Here is a 16,611-nt window from a genome sequence, read left to right on the forward strand (position 1 = left end):
CTTCACCCCTATCCTATTCTTACTCTTACACTATTTAAATCCTTGTGAAGTTCTTCAAATCTTCCTTTAATGCTGGCATCTATAACCTTGTCGCCTATTTTTACAAGAACTCCACCTATTATGGTATTGTCAATAACATTAGAAAGAAGAACCTTTTTACCTAGCTTATTAGATAATTCATCTTCCAGCTTCTTCATTTCTTTTTCATTCATAGAAATCGCAGTAATAGCTTTAGCTTCTACTATTCCTTGCTTTTCATTTGAAAGCTTAGTATATTCTTCACTAATATCCTTTACAAACTTTTCTCTACCTTTATCTATTAGTATATAGCATAGGTTAAGTATTTCTTGAGAAACTTTATCCTTAAAAATAGAGTTTATTATGTCTTTTTTCTCATCCTTTGAAAGCTTAGGATGCTCAAATATAATCTTTAGCTTTGGCTCACTTTCAAGTACCTGTGATATTGACTTGATTTCATTTTTAAAATCTTCTAGTTTATCTAGCTCAAGGGCTACCTCACACAAGGCTTCTGCATATCTTTTACCTATTAATTTTGCCATTGTGCTTCCCCTACCTCATCGATAAACTTGTTTATCATATCATTATGAGCCTTTTCGTCTAAGCTTTTCTCTACTACCTTTTCAGCAGCCATCATAGCTATTTGAACTACCTCTGACTTTAGGTCAGCCATAGTTTTTTCTCTTTCTCTTTGTATGTCGCTTTTAGCCTTAGCTAGTACATTACTAGCTTCAGTTTTTGCTTCTACTACAATTTGATCCTTAAGCTCTTCTCCTCTTTTCTTTGCAGAGTCTACTATTACCCTTGCTTCATTTTTAGCTTCATCTATTCTTGATTCATATTCTAGTCTTAGGGCATTAGCTTCTTCTCTTTGAAGCTTAGCTTCATCTATGTCTTTAGCAATCTTTTCTTTTCTAGCATTCAAAAAGCCTGATACTGGTCCAAATAAAAAGTGTCTCAATATTAGAAACAATACTATTGTTGCAGCAATCTGTAGTGAAAAGTTGACCAGATCTGGTAATACATTAATTTGAACGTCCATGCTTTAAGCCTCCCTTCCTTGCTCTGAAGTATATAAAAAATGGCTTCCCATTTATATTGCTTAGTCATGCAGAAACAAGAGATGGGTAGGTGTACCCACCTCTTTGTATTCTAAAGTGCTCCCATTAGTGGTCTTACGAATAGTAATATAATACCTATAACTAGTCCGTAGATACCTGTTGTCTCTGCAACCGCTTGACCTAGAAGCATGGTTTGGATAATATCTCCCTTTGCCTCTGGTTGTCTACCAACTGCTTGTGCACCATAACCAGCAGCAATACCTTGGCCTATTCCAGGACCTATACCTGCTATAAGTGCTAAACCTGCTCCTATTGCTGAACATCCTAATACAAAAGCTTCACTTGAAATTCCTTGTAACATTATAATATCCTCCTTTAATTTCATAATTTATTTTTTATTTAATAAAAATTTTGCTTTTATTCATCTCCCATTTTACTGCTAATGTATACCATAGTAAGCATAGCAAATATAAATGTTTGAATCAGCCCCGAGAAGAAATCGAAATACACATGTAATACTGGAGCTACTAATGGTGTTATGAGCATAGATATACTATTTAAGCCCATATATACCAATGACATTATAATAACACCACTTAAAATATTTCCAAATAAACGGAAAGAAAGTGATATAGGTGTTGCAATCTCTCCTAATAGGTTAATAGGAAATAATAATGGAAAAGGCTCAAAATAACCTTTTAAATATCCTTTGATTCCATTTGATTTAATACCAAAGAAATGAATCAAAGTAAAGGTAATCATTGCTAGAGCTAGTGTAACATTATAATCAGAAGTAGGTGGTGTGAATCCTATTAGGCCAAAAAGATTAGCACACGCTAAGTACAATACTAGAGTTCCTATAAATGGAGCAAATCCTATTCTACTTGGCCCCATTGTAGTTTTTACTAAAGATTCTATGGCCTCAACAAATATCTCCATAACATTTAATAATCCACTGGGCTTATCATCAATATTTGCTTTTTTAATTTTTTTATTTACTACAATGGCAAGTATTGACAGCAAAATTACTATTACCCACGAATTAACTACACTATCATGGATATATATTTGATTGCCTAGCATAGTAAATTTAATTCCCGGTTCCATATCTTCTACCTCCTTTCATAGTAAGAATATTAATTTATAAAGTTTATAAAGCAAAAGGTTGTATTTTTTTTAACAATCTTTTTTTTGACTGCTTTAATTTCCTCTTTTAGACTTGTCTTTTTTTGAAATCTTATCTACTATAATATCATAAATTGGAGAAGAAAGTATAACAATTTTAATCATAAATAAACCTAATATTGCAGTATATAAGCTTATATAATCTGCTACAGCAGATACTACTAGCATTATACCGTATATAGTATATCTTACAAAATAATTTGCAACAACATAAGGCATAATATTCTTAGAGGGCATGTTTATTGCTTTTTCTAAGGTAATACCCATGAGTCTAAAGTTGAGAACATTTATTGATGTGCTAAAGATCAAGCCATAGATATACTCTTTAGGGTTTGGAAGTAGAAGCCAAAATATGCCTGACAATATAAGGGCAAGTCCTAATGCTCTAACAATTATTTTTTGTTGATAATTACCTTCCATCGTTCTCATAGTATCACTTCCTTTTATTACGCCCCACAGCAATATTAAATAGAGTTACAAAGGATGAGATTATTCCTAAAACACAAAAAGTCAAAAGAAAAATTACTCCTGTTCCTAATTTTTTATCTATAAAATTGCCTAGCAAAATTCCGCCTAAAATAGGAACTAGCATTGATATGCCTATTTGTGAAACCAAGGCTAAGTTTTCGAGTATTTTCGACTTTCCATTAGTTTTCATTTATATCATCCCACTCTACCTCTATTTTACCCTATATATTGATACTATATAATACCTCTCAATGTTTTTGCAACGGTTTTTTGACGAAATACGTAAATTTGTATGGATATCAGACAAGTTTTTAGGGAAATAAGTAAAAACTATTTTTAGCCTTAAGATTATATATAATTGCAACACTTTCCTGTAATAAACACTAGGCGAGGATATGACAACAATATTCTCGCCTAGTGTTTACTAACACCATAAAATGTATATGAAGGATCTAATAGTCACAAGCCGAGTGATGGGGGGTCCCATGCTATTCCCATCCTTCATATCTTTAAATTACTTCTATATAATAAACAGGCATGTACAGAGTCAAAGTCACCCTATATAAGCTGTGTACCCTGCTAGTAAAGCCATGTTTAATCCTTAATGAAAATCAGCAGCTCATATATTTAAAACATTAGTTATTTAATTATGTGAGTGTTCATAACTTTTAATATTAAATAATTAAACTAAGAATAAGAATCCAGCACAAGTTATTACACCTACTACTATTAAGTCAATTATACAGTAGCCCATAATATCTCTAGCACCAAGTCCTGCAATACCAAGAGCAGGTAAAGCCCAGAATGGCTGTATTAGGTTTGTCCAAGCATCTCCCCAAGCAATAGTCATACCTGTAACTGCAGGGTTAACACCTAGAGCAGCTCCTGCTGGCATCATGATAGGAGCTTGCACTGCCCATTGTCCTCCACCTGAAGGCACAAAGAAGTTAACTATTCCAGCACTTAGATATGAAAGAAGTGGGAATGTTTTTGGTGTAGCTATAGAAACAAATCCGTCTGATATTATTTTTGCTAATGAAACTCCTTCTGGATTAGCTCCTACCATCATACCCATAATACCTGCATAAAATGGGAATTGTATTAAAACACCAGCAGCACCTTTCACAGAACCTTCAACAGAATCAAGGAAGTTTCTTGGATTTCCATGTAAAATAATGCCGAGGAATAAGAAAATAAAGTTAACAATATTTAAGTCTAAGTTAAATCCTTTAGTCGCAAACCAATATACAATATATGCTAAACCACCTATACCAATTATCATTGAAAGAATCGGACTGTTTTCAACTCTCTCTGCTGGCGTCATCAGTGACTTATCTTTTGCAACTGCAACTTCTTCTTCTAATAAGCTTGTATCTAAAGATACTACATCTTTTGGATCTGGATGCATAGCTGAGTTTACTAATGGTATTATAATTAATATAGCTATTTGCATGATAAGATTCCATGGTGCAAATATAGTTTCTGTTATTGGTATAGCAGCAGTTAATGCTCCTGCTGTCTCAGCTTCTAATCCACCTGTAGCCATTTTTAAAGGTATAGAACCAGATATTCCACCATGCCAGTTTGCAATACTTGCATAGGCAGATGCTATTAATAGTCTATAGTCAACACCTTTTATTTTTTTAGAAAGTCTTCTAGCAAATAAAGGTCCAATAACTAATCCAAATCCCCAGTTAATAAACATAGCAATTAGTGAAACAAAAGAAATAAACCATATAGCTTGACGTGGAGTTTTAGGAATACAAGCAAGTTTATCTAGAGCTTTTTTTACTGGTTTTGTATCAGCTAATACATAACCTGTTACTACTACAAGTGCCATCTGCATAGCAAATCCTAGTAGGCTCCAGAAGCCACCGCCCCAGTGTCTAATCATATCTACTGGTGCTTGTCCTGTTGTTATCATACCAGCTACGAAAACAATAATAGTTAAAATAACTGCGAATAAAAATGCATCAGGTAAATATTTTTGAACTAAAGCAATACATCCATTCGTAAATTTTTTAAACATAATATATCATGACCTCCCATTATTTTTGTATTGCAAAAATGAGCTGCTGATCATTTATCTTATAGAGAGCCAAACTTATTTATACAAATTCGGCTCTCTGCAAGTGCCTTAATAATTAAACATCCATAACTTTAAGCATTTCTGATACTGTTAGTTCTGCTTCTGTTAATCTTATTACTTCTTCAACTGTTGTTTCTGGTCCTATCTCAGTTAAGAATAAGCCATCTTTAGATACTTGTATTACAGCCATTTCAGTAATAATCATATCTACTTCTCCTGCTGCTGTTAGTGGCAATTTACATTCTTTCAATATTTTTGCCTTACCTTTAGCTGTATGCTCCATTGCTACGATAACCTTTTTAGCTCCTACTACAAGGTCCATAGCGCCACCCATTCCTGGTACCATTTTCCCTGGTATCATCCAGTTAGCAAGATTGCCTTTTTGGTCTACTTGTAATGCTCCTAATACTGTTATGTCAACATGTCCTCCTCTTATAATACTAAAGGACATAGAACTGTCGAAAAATGCTCCACCTGGGTTTATAGTAACATGTTGACCACCTGCATTTACTAAATCCTTGTCTTCTTTACCTTCTTCTGGTGCTGGTCCAAGTCCAACAAAACCATTTTCTGATTGGAATGTTACATCCATGCCTTCTGGTACATAGTTTGCTACCATTGTTGGTAAACCTATTCCTAGATTTACTACGTCTCCATCTTTTAGTTCTTGTGCTACTCTTTTAGCTATGACTTCTCTTACTCTAGCTTTATCCATTTTAGTTTTCCCCCTTTACAATGAAGTCTACAAATATTCCTGGTGTCATTACATCATTAGGGTCAAGCTCACCTACTTCAACTATTTCTTCAGCTTCTACTATTACTAAGTCTGCTGCCATTGCCATCAATGGGTTGAAGTTTCTTGTTGATGCGTTGTAGTATATATTACCTTTCTTATCTACTTTTGAGCCTTTGATTAATGCTATATCAGCTTTTACTGGTTTTTCTAGAAGGAATTCTTTGCCATCAACTTCTACTTTTTGTTTTCCTTCTTCTACTATTGTTCCTAAACCTGTTGGAGTAAGTACTCCTCCAAGACCAGCACCTGCTGCTCTTATTCTTTCTGCTAGTGTCCCTTGTGGTACAAGTTCAACTTCTAGCTCACCAGCATTCATTTGTCTTCCTGTTTCAGGGTTTGTCCCTATATGAGTTACAATTGCTTTTTTTATTTGTTTGTTTACTATTAGCTTGCCTGTTCCTAGTTCTGGTACAACAGTATCATTAGCTATTAAAGTTAAATCCTTTACATTTTTCTCTAACATTCCGTCAACTATAGTATTTGGTCCACCTACTCCTATGAAGCCACCTACCATAATTGTTGCACCATCATAGATTTTGTCTAATACCTCTTTCATTGAGATTACTTTAGACATAAAACTCCACCTCCAACTATTATTTTCTTAATTTTAATATTTCTCTTGCTTCATCTGGTGTTGCAGGCTGTTTACCAAACTCTTTTACAACTCTTACAGCTCTTTCAACAAGCTCTGCATTTGATTTTGCTAGTACACCCTTTGAATAATAAATGTTATCCTCTAAGCCTACCCTAATGTTTCCGCCTAGTGCTAAGGTAGCATACATTATTGGCAAATGACCTTTTCCTATGCCAAAAGCTGACCATATAGAGCCTTCAGGTATGGATTCTTTTAAATGTAATAGATTCTTAACTGTCGCTGTCATTCCACCTGGTGCACCTAAAACAAATTGAAAATATATTGGATCATCTATTAATCCTTTGCTTGCATAGTACATGGTGTTATATATCATGCCTGTGTCAAATATTTCTACCTCTGGTTTTACATTCACTTCTTTCATCCTTTTTGCAAGCTTTTCAAGGAATTCTGGTCTGTTTTCAAATACTGTTCTGTGCTGCCAATTCATAGTACCAGCATCATATGATGCAATTTCTGGCTTTAATTCATAAAATGGTCGTATTCGTACTTCGTCAGTTAAGCCTATGCCCCCTGAAGTAGTTAGATTTATTACCACATCACATCTTTCTCTTATTAGCTTTACTGTCTTTTCAAATTTTTCAAAATTCATTGAAGGAGTTCCATCTTCTTCACGCACATGAATATGCACTATAGAAGCTCCAGCCTTCCATGATTCATATGCTTGATCAGCTATTTCTTCTGGTGTAATAGGAACATATGGTGTCTGTTCTCTAAAAGTGGACACTCCCGTTAAGGCAGCACTGATAATAACCTTTTCCATTGGCTATCCTCCTCTTATTTGAATGTTGCTCATGTATATTGAATATTTTATCTCTTGTTACTTTTAAAAAGCTTGTCCAAATATTAACAATTTTAGTTGTTTTGCTTTTTTATATTAAATCCTTTACACCTTGTTATTCTGAACATCAGTGAAGAACCTCTAAAAGAAGATTCTCCACTTCGCTCAGGATAACAGGGATGGTGCTATGGATGAAATAAGCTAATATTGTGGAAATCTCGTACTCAAGTTCTTTAGTTTTCTATATGGTAAAGCTATTTAATTCTTGTTAATACTGAAGATATGTTAGTTCCACCACTACCACCTATGTTTAGAACTAGTCCTCTCTCAGCATTTTCCACTTGAAGTCCTATAGCTTCTCCAAGTAATTGTCTTGCAATAAGCACAAACATAGAAACTCCTGTAGCTCCTATTGGATGTCCTTTTGCTTTTAGTCCACCTGATGGGTTAACTGGAAGCTTTCCTCCAACTTGAACAGTTCCATTTAATATTGCTTCTCTTCCTTTTCCTGGCTCTGCTAGACCTAATGCTTCATATATTAATAGCTCTGTTATAGTAAAGCAGTCATGAACCTCTGCAACATTAATATCATCTATAGTTAGTTTTGCTTCTTCTAGGGCTTTTTTAACTGCTAGTTTTGCTCCTGTTAACTCGTAAGTTGCTCTCTTACCTTCTACTATTGACAGATAGTCTGTAACATGAGCTATACTAGATATTTCTACTACTTTGTCCTTCTTTGCCTTAGCTAAATCTGTTTTAGTTAACACTAGAGCTGCTGCACCGTCAGATACAAGTGAACAGTCAGAAAGCTTTAGTGGATCAGCTATCAATGGATTTTTGTCTGAAATAGTTTTAGCAAATTCATGTTCAAATTCAACATGCATTTGAGCAAGAGGGTTACTCATTGCATTTTTATGAGCCTTTACTGTTATATGTCCTAATGTGTCATAAAGCTCTTCTACACTATAGCCATAATGCTTCATATATCCTTTAGCATATTCAGCATACAATCCTGGGAATGTATATCCTTTTGCTCCTTCTTCTGGATAATATGATGCTAATGCTAATGTTTCAGTAACACCAGCTGTCTTTAATGAAGTCATTTTTTCAACACCAACTACTAATACAGTTTCTGCTCTTCCTGATTCTATAGCAAGGATAGCTTCTTTAACTGCATTTGAACCAGCTGCACAAGCGTTTTCCACTCTTGTACAAGGTGTAAATCTTAAATCTGGGTCAATTTCTAGTGCATATGGTGCTAAATGTGATTGTTTGTTAAAGGATGGTCCTCCATAGTTACTAACATAAACAGCATCTATATCTTTTCCCGTAACGTTAGCATCCTTCATTGCTTCCCTACCTGCATTAACTAATAGTGAGTATATTGACTCATCTACTAATTTTCCCATTTTAGAATGGGCTGTACCAATTATTGAAACTGACATAACAATTACCTCCTTGTTTTTTTGTTATTTATTTAAAAATTTATTATCTTGACACTATCAATGCTGTACCTTGCCCTCCACCTATACATAGGGTTGCAAGTCCTGTTTTTGAATCTCTTTTAATCATTTCATGTATTAATGTAACTAGTATTCTTGCTCCTGATGCTCCTATTGGATGCCCTAGTGCTATGGCTCCTCCATTTACATTTGTCTTTTCCATGTTTAAGCCTAGTTCTTTTGCAACGCATAAGCTTTGTGATGCAAAGGCTTCATTTGCTTCTACTAAGTCTATATCCTGGATTTGTAAATTTGCCTTCTTTAAAGCCTTTCTAGTTGCTGGTATTGGTCCTGTTCCCATAATGCTTGGATCTACTCCTGCTGATGCAAAGGCTTTAATAGTTGCTAAAGGCTTTACTCCTAGTTCTTCTGCTTTTTCTTTTGACATTACTACTAGGATTGCGGCTCCGTCATTTATTCCTGATGCGTTTCCTGCTGTTACTGTTCCATCTTTTTTAAATGCTGGTCTAAGCTTTGAAAGTGTTTCTAATGTTGTTCCAAACTTTGGATACTCATCTGTGTATACAACTACAGGGTCTCCTTTTCTTTGAGGAATAGTTACAGGAACTATTTCTGCTTTGAAATTTCCTTCTTTAATAGCTATCTCTGCTCTTAATTGACTTCTAAGTGCAAATTCATCTTGTTCTTCTCTAGTAATATTCCATTGCTCTGCTATATTTTCTGCTGTAATTCCCATATGATAGTCATTAAATATATCCCATAGGCCATCATGGATCATATAGTCAACAAGCTTTCCATCTCCCATTCTTTGACCCCATCTAGCATCTTTTAGGATATAAGGAGCAGCGCTCATGTTTTCTGTTCCACCTGCTAAAACTACATCTGCTTCTCCAGATAAGATAGCTTGAGCTGCTAATTCTACGGTTTTTAGTCCTGAACCACATACTTTGTTTACAGTGAATGAAGGTGTTTCAATAGGTATTCCAGCTTTAACAGATACCTGTCTAGCAATATTTTGCCCTAGTCCTGCTTGGAGAACGTTACCAAAGATAACCTCTTCAACTGCTTCTGCCTCTATACCAGCCCTAACAATGGCTTCTTTAGCTACTATAGCCCCTAAATCGGCTGCAGATATAGATTTTAGACTGCCTCCAAAGGCTCCAATTGGTGTTCTAACAGCACTAGCTATAACTACTTCTCTCATATTCCTTGCCTCCCTTAACTTATATAGGATTTTATTATACGCTAGCAAACCATAATGCAGTTACTGCACTATTATATATAGCAAGTACCATGCCAACATTTTATATTTTAAAAATATTGCTTATAACCCTGTATTTTATGCGCTTTAAGTATTTTTATTTTTTTGAGCTCAATTTTTGTTTTTCCTAATTACTATAGTTTTTTTAATACATATTTCTTGGATATGTTATTATTTAATTTGTCAGTATGCCCCCAAGCTTGTATTTCACTAACTTATAGTAAAGAATAAAAAATGTATCAAAAAAACTACACCATTTTTGTTTGGAGTAGTTCTTTTGATACACCTTTGTCAAAGTATTAATTATTTATATTATAAGCATCTATTTTTTTATATAATACAGTTCTGTGTATGCCCAGTTTTTTAGCTGCTAAGGTCTTATTATCCTCACATTCCCTTAAAATTTTTATAATTGCATCCATTTCTGCCTTAGCAACAATATTTTTTAATAGACCACCTTCTACTATTTGATGCTTATTAAAATCTGCCTTATCTAATATATAATCTGGTAAATACTCAGGATAAATTACATCTCCTTGTGCTATGTTTATGGCTCTTTCAATAGCATTTCTTAGTTCTCTTACGTTGCCAGGCCAATCGTGCTTCATTAATACTTCAATTGTTTCTGGCGCAAACCTTCTAACTCCTATCATTAAATCTCTAGATAGGTTCTCTAAAATATTTTGAGATAACACCCCTATATCTTCTATTCTATCTCTTAAAGGTGGTATTTCTACCAATATTACATTTAAACGATAGTATAAATCCTGCCTAAACTTGCCTAGTTTAACCTGTTCCTCTAGAGATTCGTTAGTTGAAGCTATTATACGCACATCTAGATTGATACGATTTGTTCCTCCTACCCTTTCAAACTCTCTAGCCTCTAATACTCTCAGTAGCTTAGCCTGCATTTCAATGGGCATAGAACCAATCTCATCTAATAGTATACTTCCGCCGTTTGCTAGTTCAAATTTCCCCATTTTTCCATGCTTTCTAGCCCCTGTAAAGGCTCCTTCTTCATATCCAAAAAGCTCAGATTCTAAAAGCTCTCTAGGAATGGCCGCACAGTTTATAGTAACAAAAGGTCCATATTTTCTTTGGCTTCCATCATGTATAGCATGTGCAAAGAATTCCTTACCCGTTCCGCTTTCTCCCTGTATCAAGACTGTAGAGTTACTTCTCGCTGCCTTTTTAGCAACCTCTCTAATGCTGAGCATCTTCTTGTTTTTAGTTATTATATCATCAAATGAGTACTTAGTCTTGTATAGTCTGCTTATTTCGCTTTTATATTTATTTACCGTATTCTCTAGTACTTCTATTTTACTTACTAAATTCTTTAGCTCATCTACATTCTTGAAAAAAACTGTTCCTACTGCTCCTATCACCTTATCATTTCTCACAATAGGTATACGAGAGGTAATGAGATATCTTCCATTCACCAGCTGTAGGTCACATATTTCTTTTTTACCCGTCTTAGCTACTATATGGAGCCTAGTATTTTCAATAATATCTGGAGCATATTTCCCTAAAACCTCCTCCTCCTTGTAGCCTAAAAGTTCTTCATAATCCCATTTAATTATTTTTCCTTCGTCATCCACTACAGCCATCCCATGATAAGCATGGCTATAAAGTTCCTCCAACACTTCTAGGTTTCCAGTTAGCTCCTTAGAAAAGGCTTGCGAAAAATTCTCCATAGTAATATCTTTAAACACTAGTATGTTTGAGCTAATGCTATCACTTATTTGAATAGCACTTTTCATAAACAGTATTTGCTTTTTTCCAATGCTTATCTCTATCTTTTCTGTATTAGCAGACTGAGAAATTACGCTGATAAGCTCCTCATCCTTTAAAATTGAGCTTAATGATTTATCAACAATATCTTCTTTTTTTAATCCTACAATTTTCTCGAAGGGTTCATTGCAAAATATTACTCTTCCTTTTGATTCTATTATTATGCCATCAAAGACATTGTCTATTATCATTTGTAAATGATTTAGGACCTTATCATAATATTCTAGAGCTCTTTGATGTAAGTCTTCCATTTTACATTTTCATCTCCTTTCTATAGTAGATTGATTTTAAAATATTTATTATAAGATGTCTAATCATACTCTTTATCTAAGTATTCTCCTTATCTACCGCTTTTCCACAAGCCTCCTTATATTGATATAGAAAATATATATATCTTCAAAGCTTGTTCGACATATTAATCCAAACTTAATTCAATTATATCATAATTAGACAATAACATGTATATTTCTCTATGCATGATAGTAATTTCTAGGCTCTACTCTAGTTTTATCTCTTCTTTTTTATCAGTTTGGTCTTAGCTTAGTAACCCCAAAAATAAGAAAATATAAAGGAGATCCTTTATGTAAAATAAACTTCTGATTATTCTTAATACGCTTTTAGAATCTGATTTGTTTGATAATAAATATAAGACTTTTACGAGATCTACCTTAAGCAGAAACCGCGACTTGTTAGGACTTGGAAATGATGAAGCCTTGTTTTTGGATGAAATTGAAGATATGCATTATAATATAATAATATAAACGAATAGATCATTTCATTTTTAGAACTCTACATCTTTGTTAAATATTTGATTAGTTTATATATATGAAAGAAATGAAAAGCTTAGCTGAGAATGGCATAAGCATTTTTGCACCTGTCAACATTAAAGTAAATATGAAGGATAATATCGTCACAAGTCGAGTTAAATGGGAGGTCGCATGTGACTATATCCTTCATATTTTCAAAAATAAGGCCATCTATAAACACGCATCAGGTCAAAGTCATACTGAATTCATGTACTCTGCTAGTATAGCTATGTTTAAGATGTAATAACAATCAACATCTTGTATAGATTATTTATTATATATATTAATTAATTTATACTAATATTAGTTACTGCCAATTAGAAATATTGTTTAGTTTTTTCTTCTCCTCTTAAAACCCTTAGCCCGCCTTCCGCTAAAGCTATAAGTTCATCTTCACCTGGATAAACAATAACGCTAGAAATAAAGTCTACTCTTTCTTTTATCCAATTAACAAATAACTCATCGTGTGCAATTCCGCCAGTTAGTATTATTGCTTCCACATGGCCTTTTAGAACCGTTGCCATACTACCTATCTCTTTTGCTACCTGATAAGCCATTGCTTTGTAAACTAATTCAGCTTTACTATCTCCTTCTTTTATCATTTTTCCTACTTCTTTAGCATCATTTGTACCTAAGTAGCCTACTAATCCACCTTTACCTTTTATTAAACTTTTAATATCATTTAAGGAACATTCTCCTGAAAAACATAGCTTTACTAGTTCTCCAACTGGCGATATGCCTTATAATTTACAAGTGAAGTTGCTGAGCGCATTGCAGGATAAAAAAATGTATCGAATAGGCGGAAATAAGGTCATTAACTTTAATTGTAGAATCATAGCTGCAACTAATGCAGACTTAGCAGAATTAGTTAAGCAAAAAAAATTTCGTATTGATTTGTATTATCGCTTAAACGTTATAAACATCAGTATTCCTCCTTTGAAATATAGAAAAGAAGACATTATACCATTAGCAATGGAATTTTTAAATCAGTTTAATGAGGAATATGGAACAATAAAATATTTTGCTTCCAAGACTTTAGAACTCTTCTTAATCTACGATTGGCCTGGAAATATAAGAGAAATGAAAAACTTAGTGGAGAGATTAATTGTAATATCAGATAAAAACTGTATTGAGCCCGAAGTATTTTATGAACAAGTTTTGGATAAATCAAAAATCAATTATGATAGCTTTTTTATAAGAGGCTCAAGTATTGATAACGAAGGAAAGCCTACTCTCAAACAAAAATTAGAAAGCTATGAGGCCCACATAATTAAAGAATCTATAGATAAGTTTAGAACCTTAAAAGAAGCCTCAGATTATTTAGATATAGACATATCAACACTTGTACGAAAAAAGAAAAAATATAATATTTAAAAAGTCAGAGGAAAAGCAATCCTCTGACTTGTTTTGTTAGAATAATAAAAATACTGCACTTATGATAATTCCTGAATAAATCAAGTCTACTATACAGTAACCCATTATGTCTCTTGCACCTAAGCCTGCTATTCCTAATGCTGGAAGAGCCCAGAATGGTTGAATCATATTTGTCCAAGCATCTCCCCAAGCTATACTCATTGCAGTTTTAGCTGCTGGTACTCCAAGCTCTAGTCCCGCTGGCATCATAATAGGAGCTTGAACTGCCCATTGTCCACCACCAGAAGGAACGAAGAAGTTAACTAATCCCGCACTCCAGAAAGTGAATAGTGGGAATGTTTTTGGTGTTGATATAGCTACGAACATATTTGACATTTGACCAGCTAATGATATACCTGCTGGACTTTGACCAGTCATCATACCCATTATACCTGCATAGAATGGGAATTGTAATAGTATACCTGCTGTTCCCTTAGCAGCAATAGATAATGCATTTAAGTATCTTCTTGGAGTTCCATGAAGAATTATACCTGCTGTTAAGAAAATAAGGTTAACTATATTTAGGTTTAAGTCAAAGCCTTTTTTATTAAAATGATAAATAATAAAAGCTAATCCTAAAGCACCTGTTATCATCGAAAGCACAGGGCTGTTTTCCATTTTTTCAGCTGGAGTCATGTCTGCTTTTGAAACAACTGTTTCTTCTTCTGTATCAGCTAATAGCTTTGGATCTACGACAAATGCTTTATCTGCTTCTGGGTGCATTGCCTTATTTACCAGTGGTAATGTTAATATTAATATACCTGAAATAATTAAGTTAAATGGTGAAAATATTGTTTGTGTAGTTGAAATTGCATCTACTACAGCACCAGAAGTTACTCTTGCTAAATCTGGGCTAGCTGTAGCTAATGTTAGTGGTATAGAGCCTGAGATTCCACCATGCCATACTAGGAAGCCTGAATAAGCCGCTGCGATTAAAAGTCTGTAGTCAACACCCTTTACCTGCTTAGCTAATTCTCTCGCATATAATGCGCCTATAACTAGTCCAAATCCCCAGTTAATCCAGCATGCTATACCTGAAACTAATGAAACTGCAAGTATTGCTTGACCTGGTGTTTTAGCAAAGGATGCTAGCTTAGAAAGACCTTTTTTGATTATTGGTGCACTTGCTAATGTATGACCTGTTACTAGTACAAGTGCCATTTGCATCGAGAAGGCAAGTAGGCCCCAAATGCCATTACCCCAATGAGCAACCATTTGTATTGGGCTTTGACCTGTTGCAAAAATTCCTAAAACAAAAACTAAAATAGTAAGAACAACTGCAAATAAAAACGGGTCTGGAAGATACTTTTGAACAATTGCAACGCAACCATTTGTGAATTTCTTGAACATAAAATCTCTCCTTTTTTTATTATTAGTAGGCAGGAAATTTCCGTCATTCTGAGCGTCAGTGAAGAATCTCCTTCTCAAGATCCTTCACTGCGTTCAAGATAACATGAGACACTCCTACTTAGAAGCCCTTAAATATTCATTCTTTTTAGTTCTTCAGGTATAATTAGCTCTGCTTCTGTAGCTGCTACTACTTCTTCTACGGTTGCTTCTGGTCCTAGCTCTTTTAGTAATAGTCCTTTTTCTGTTACTTCTATTACTGCCATTTCTGTTATTATTAGATTTACTTCTCCTGCTGCTGTGAGTGGGAGTGTGCATTCTTTTAGTATTTTTGGGTTCCCTTTTGCTGTGTGCTCCATGGCTACTATTACTTTCTTGGCTCCTGTTACTAGGTCCATGGCTCCTCCCATTCCTGGTACCATTTTTCCTGGTATCATCCAGTTGGCTAGGTTTCCTTTTTGGTCTACTTGTAGTGCTCCTAGTACTGTTGCGTCTACGTGGCCTCCTCTTATGATGGCAAAGGACATGGCGCTATCGAAGAAGGCTCCTCCTGGGTTTATGGTTACTGGCTGACCTCCTGCGTTTACTAGGTCTTTGTCTTCTTCTCCTGGTGATGGTGCTGGTCCTAAGCCTACGAATCCATTTTCTGATTGGAAGGTTACGTCCATTCCTTCTGGTATATAGTTGGCTACTAGTGTGGGTAGTCCTATGCCTAGGTTTACTACGTCTCCGTCTTTTAGTTCTTTGGCTACTCTTTTGGCTATTACTTCTCTTATCATGTTTTTATCCATTATTGGTCACCCCTTACTATATAGTCTACGAATAATCCTGGTGTCATTACTTGGTGTGGGTCTAGTTCTCCTATTTCTACTAGTTTTTCTGCTTCTACTATTACTGTTTCTGCTGCGGTTGCTGAGAATAGGTTAAAGTTTCTTGTGGATTTGTTGTAGTATATGTTCCCTTTTTTGTCTACTATGGAGCCAAATATTAGGGCTACGTCTGCTTTTAGTGGTTTTTCTAGTAGGTAGTCTTTTCCGTCTATTTCTATTTTTGTTTTGCCTTCTTCTACTATTGTGCCTATGCCTGTTGGTGTGAGTACTCCTCCTAACCCTGCTCCTGCTGCTCTTATTTGTTCTATTAGAGTTCCTTGAGGTACTAGGACTACTTCTGTTTCTCCTGAGTTCATTTGGTTACCTGTTTCTGGGTTTGTTCCTATATGGGATGCTATTACTTTTTTTACTTGTTTGTTTACTATTAGTTTGCCTATGCCTACTTCTGGGAAGGCTGTGTCGTTGGCTATTATGGTTAGGTCTTTTATTCCTTTTTCTACTAGGGCGTCTATTAGCTTATGTGGGTTGCCTACTCCTAAAAAGCCTCCTATCATTATTGTCATGCCATCTTTTATTTGGTCTATGGCTTGTTCTATGGATACGATTTTATTCATATTTACACCTCCGTTTTTTTGAACAGTTGTTGAACA

At 34.7% G+C, this 16,611-nt stretch carries 20 protein-coding genes; 3 read left to right on the top strand and 17 right to left on the bottom strand.

Going from position 1 to position 16,611, the window contains the following annotated elements:
- Positions 1-8: 8 nt before the first annotated feature.
- The 13 genes from BLV37_RS03005 to BLV37_RS03065 form a co-directional block, all read right to left on the bottom strand.
- Positions 9-560, bottom strand: a complete 552-nt coding sequence (locus tag BLV37_RS03005) for a F0F1 ATP synthase subunit delta (protein WP_091727056.1) — start codon at positions 558-560, stop codon at positions 9-11.
- Entirely contained in the window at positions 548-1,060 is a 513-nt protein-coding gene (gene atpF, locus BLV37_RS03010; RefSeq protein ID WP_091727059.1) for a F0F1 ATP synthase subunit B, read from the bottom strand. The genes BLV37_RS03005 and atpF overlap by 13 nt, the downstream gene beginning before the upstream one ends.
- 110 nt (positions 1,061-1,170) lie before the next feature.
- The gene (atpE, locus tag BLV37_RS03015) at positions 1,171-1,440 is read right to left on the bottom strand and encodes an ATP synthase F0 subunit C (protein WP_091727061.1); all 270 of its coding nucleotides are present in this window, start codon (positions 1,438-1,440) and stop codon (positions 1,171-1,173) included.
- Between the two features lie 56 nt (positions 1,441-1,496).
- On the bottom strand, positions 1,497-2,186 hold the full coding sequence (atpB, locus tag BLV37_RS03020) for a F0F1 ATP synthase subunit A (protein ID WP_091727064.1): 690 nt from the start codon (positions 2,184-2,186) through the stop codon (positions 1,497-1,499).
- A gap of 93 nt (positions 2,187-2,279) precedes the next feature.
- Entirely contained in the window at positions 2,280-2,693 is a 414-nt protein-coding gene (locus BLV37_RS03025; protein ID WP_091727067.1) for an ATP synthase subunit I, read from the bottom strand.
- Between the two features lie 4 nt (positions 2,694-2,697).
- Positions 2,698-2,922 carry an AtpZ/AtpI family protein gene (locus tag BLV37_RS03030; protein WP_091727070.1) on the bottom strand — a complete coding sequence of 75 codons (225 nt, stop codon included), beginning with the start codon at positions 2,920-2,922 and terminating at the stop codon, positions 2,698-2,700.
- 492 nt (positions 2,923-3,414) lie between these two features.
- Entirely contained in the window at positions 3,415-4,761 is a 1,347-nt protein-coding gene (locus BLV37_RS03035; RefSeq protein WP_091727073.1) for a short-chain fatty acid transporter, read from the bottom strand.
- Positions 4,762-4,876: 115 nt separating this feature from the next.
- Positions 4,877-5,536, bottom strand: a complete 660-nt coding sequence (locus BLV37_RS03040; protein WP_091727075.1) for a CoA transferase subunit B — start codon at positions 5,534-5,536, stop codon at positions 4,877-4,879.
- A 1-nt stretch (position 5,537) separates the two neighbouring features.
- Positions 5,538-6,191, bottom strand: a complete 654-nt coding sequence (locus BLV37_RS03045; protein ID WP_091727078.1) for a CoA transferase subunit A — start codon at positions 6,189-6,191, stop codon at positions 5,538-5,540.
- A 19-nt stretch (positions 6,192-6,210) separates the two neighbouring features.
- Positions 6,211-7,032 (bottom strand): beta-keto acid cleavage family enzyme, encoded by an 822-nt coding sequence (locus BLV37_RS03050; protein ID WP_091727081.1) that lies wholly within the window; start codon positions 7,030-7,032, stop codon positions 6,211-6,213.
- A 272-nt stretch (positions 7,033-7,304) separates the two neighbouring features.
- The gene (locus BLV37_RS03055; protein ID WP_091727083.1) at positions 7,305-8,495 is read right to left on the bottom strand and encodes a thiolase domain-containing protein; all 1,191 of its coding nucleotides are present in this window, start codon (positions 8,493-8,495) and stop codon (positions 7,305-7,307) included.
- A 43-nt stretch (positions 8,496-8,538) separates the two neighbouring features.
- Positions 8,539-9,717, bottom strand: coding sequence for an acetyl-CoA C-acetyltransferase (locus BLV37_RS03060; RefSeq protein WP_091727086.1), 1,179 nt, complete (start codon positions 9,715-9,717; stop codon positions 8,539-8,541).
- Positions 9,718-10,073: 356 nt separating this feature from the next.
- Positions 10,074-11,816, bottom strand: a complete 1,743-nt coding sequence (locus BLV37_RS03065) for a sigma 54-interacting transcriptional regulator (RefSeq protein ID WP_208975187.1) — start codon at positions 11,814-11,816, stop codon at positions 10,074-10,076.
- A gap of 351 nt (positions 11,817-12,167) precedes the next feature.
- Here BLV37_RS03065 and BLV37_RS15530 point away from each other — a divergent pair, with 351 nt between their 5' ends.
- Together BLV37_RS15530 and BLV37_RS14795 are read left to right on the top strand one after the other, a co-directional pair.
- Positions 12,168-12,326, top strand: a complete 159-nt coding sequence (locus tag BLV37_RS15530) for a sigma 54-interacting transcriptional regulator (protein WP_425287116.1) — start codon at positions 12,168-12,170, stop codon at positions 12,324-12,326.
- 64 nt (positions 12,327-12,390) lie between these two features.
- Positions 12,391-12,615, top strand: coding sequence for a hypothetical protein (locus BLV37_RS14795; protein ID WP_143031475.1), 225 nt, complete (start codon positions 12,391-12,393; stop codon positions 12,613-12,615).
- Positions 12,616-12,688: 73 nt separating this feature from the next.
- On the opposite strand, the gene BLV37_RS03070 is transcribed toward BLV37_RS14795, so the two are convergent.
- On the bottom strand, positions 12,689-13,108 hold the full coding sequence (locus BLV37_RS03070) for an ROK family protein (protein ID WP_091727088.1): 420 nt from the start codon (positions 13,106-13,108) through the stop codon (positions 12,689-12,691).
- A gap of 49 nt (positions 13,109-13,157) precedes the next feature.
- On the opposite strand from BLV37_RS03070, the gene BLV37_RS03075 reads away from it, so the two are divergent.
- Positions 13,158-13,745 carry an AAA-type ATPase lid domain-containing protein gene (locus tag BLV37_RS03075; RefSeq protein ID WP_244270455.1) on the top strand — a complete coding sequence of 196 codons (588 nt, stop codon included), beginning with the start codon at positions 13,158-13,160 and terminating at the stop codon, positions 13,743-13,745.
- 36 nt (positions 13,746-13,781) lie between these two features.
- On the opposite strand, the gene BLV37_RS03080 is transcribed toward BLV37_RS03075, so the two are convergent.
- The 3 genes from BLV37_RS03080 to atoD all read right to left on the bottom strand — a co-directional run bounded on the left by BLV37_RS03080 (position 13,782) and on the right by atoD (position 16,575).
- On the bottom strand, positions 13,782-15,134 hold the full coding sequence (locus BLV37_RS03080) for a short-chain fatty acid transporter (RefSeq protein WP_091727093.1): 1,353 nt from the start codon (positions 15,132-15,134) through the stop codon (positions 13,782-13,784).
- Between the two features lie 128 nt (positions 15,135-15,262).
- Positions 15,263-15,922, bottom strand: coding sequence for a CoA transferase subunit B (locus BLV37_RS03085; protein WP_091727097.1), 660 nt, complete (start codon positions 15,920-15,922; stop codon positions 15,263-15,265).
- Complete coding sequence (atoD, locus tag BLV37_RS03090; RefSeq protein WP_091727100.1) at positions 15,922-16,575, bottom strand: acetate CoA-transferase subunit alpha; 654 nt, start codon at positions 16,573-16,575, stop codon at positions 15,922-15,924. The genes BLV37_RS03085 and atoD overlap by 1 nt, the downstream gene beginning before the upstream one ends.
- Positions 16,576-16,611: the final 36 nt, after the last annotated feature.

The organism is Proteiniborus ethanoligenes, assembly GCF_900107485.1.
GTDB lineage: Bacteria > Bacillota > Clostridia > Tissierellales > Proteiniboraceae > Proteiniborus > Proteiniborus ethanoligenes.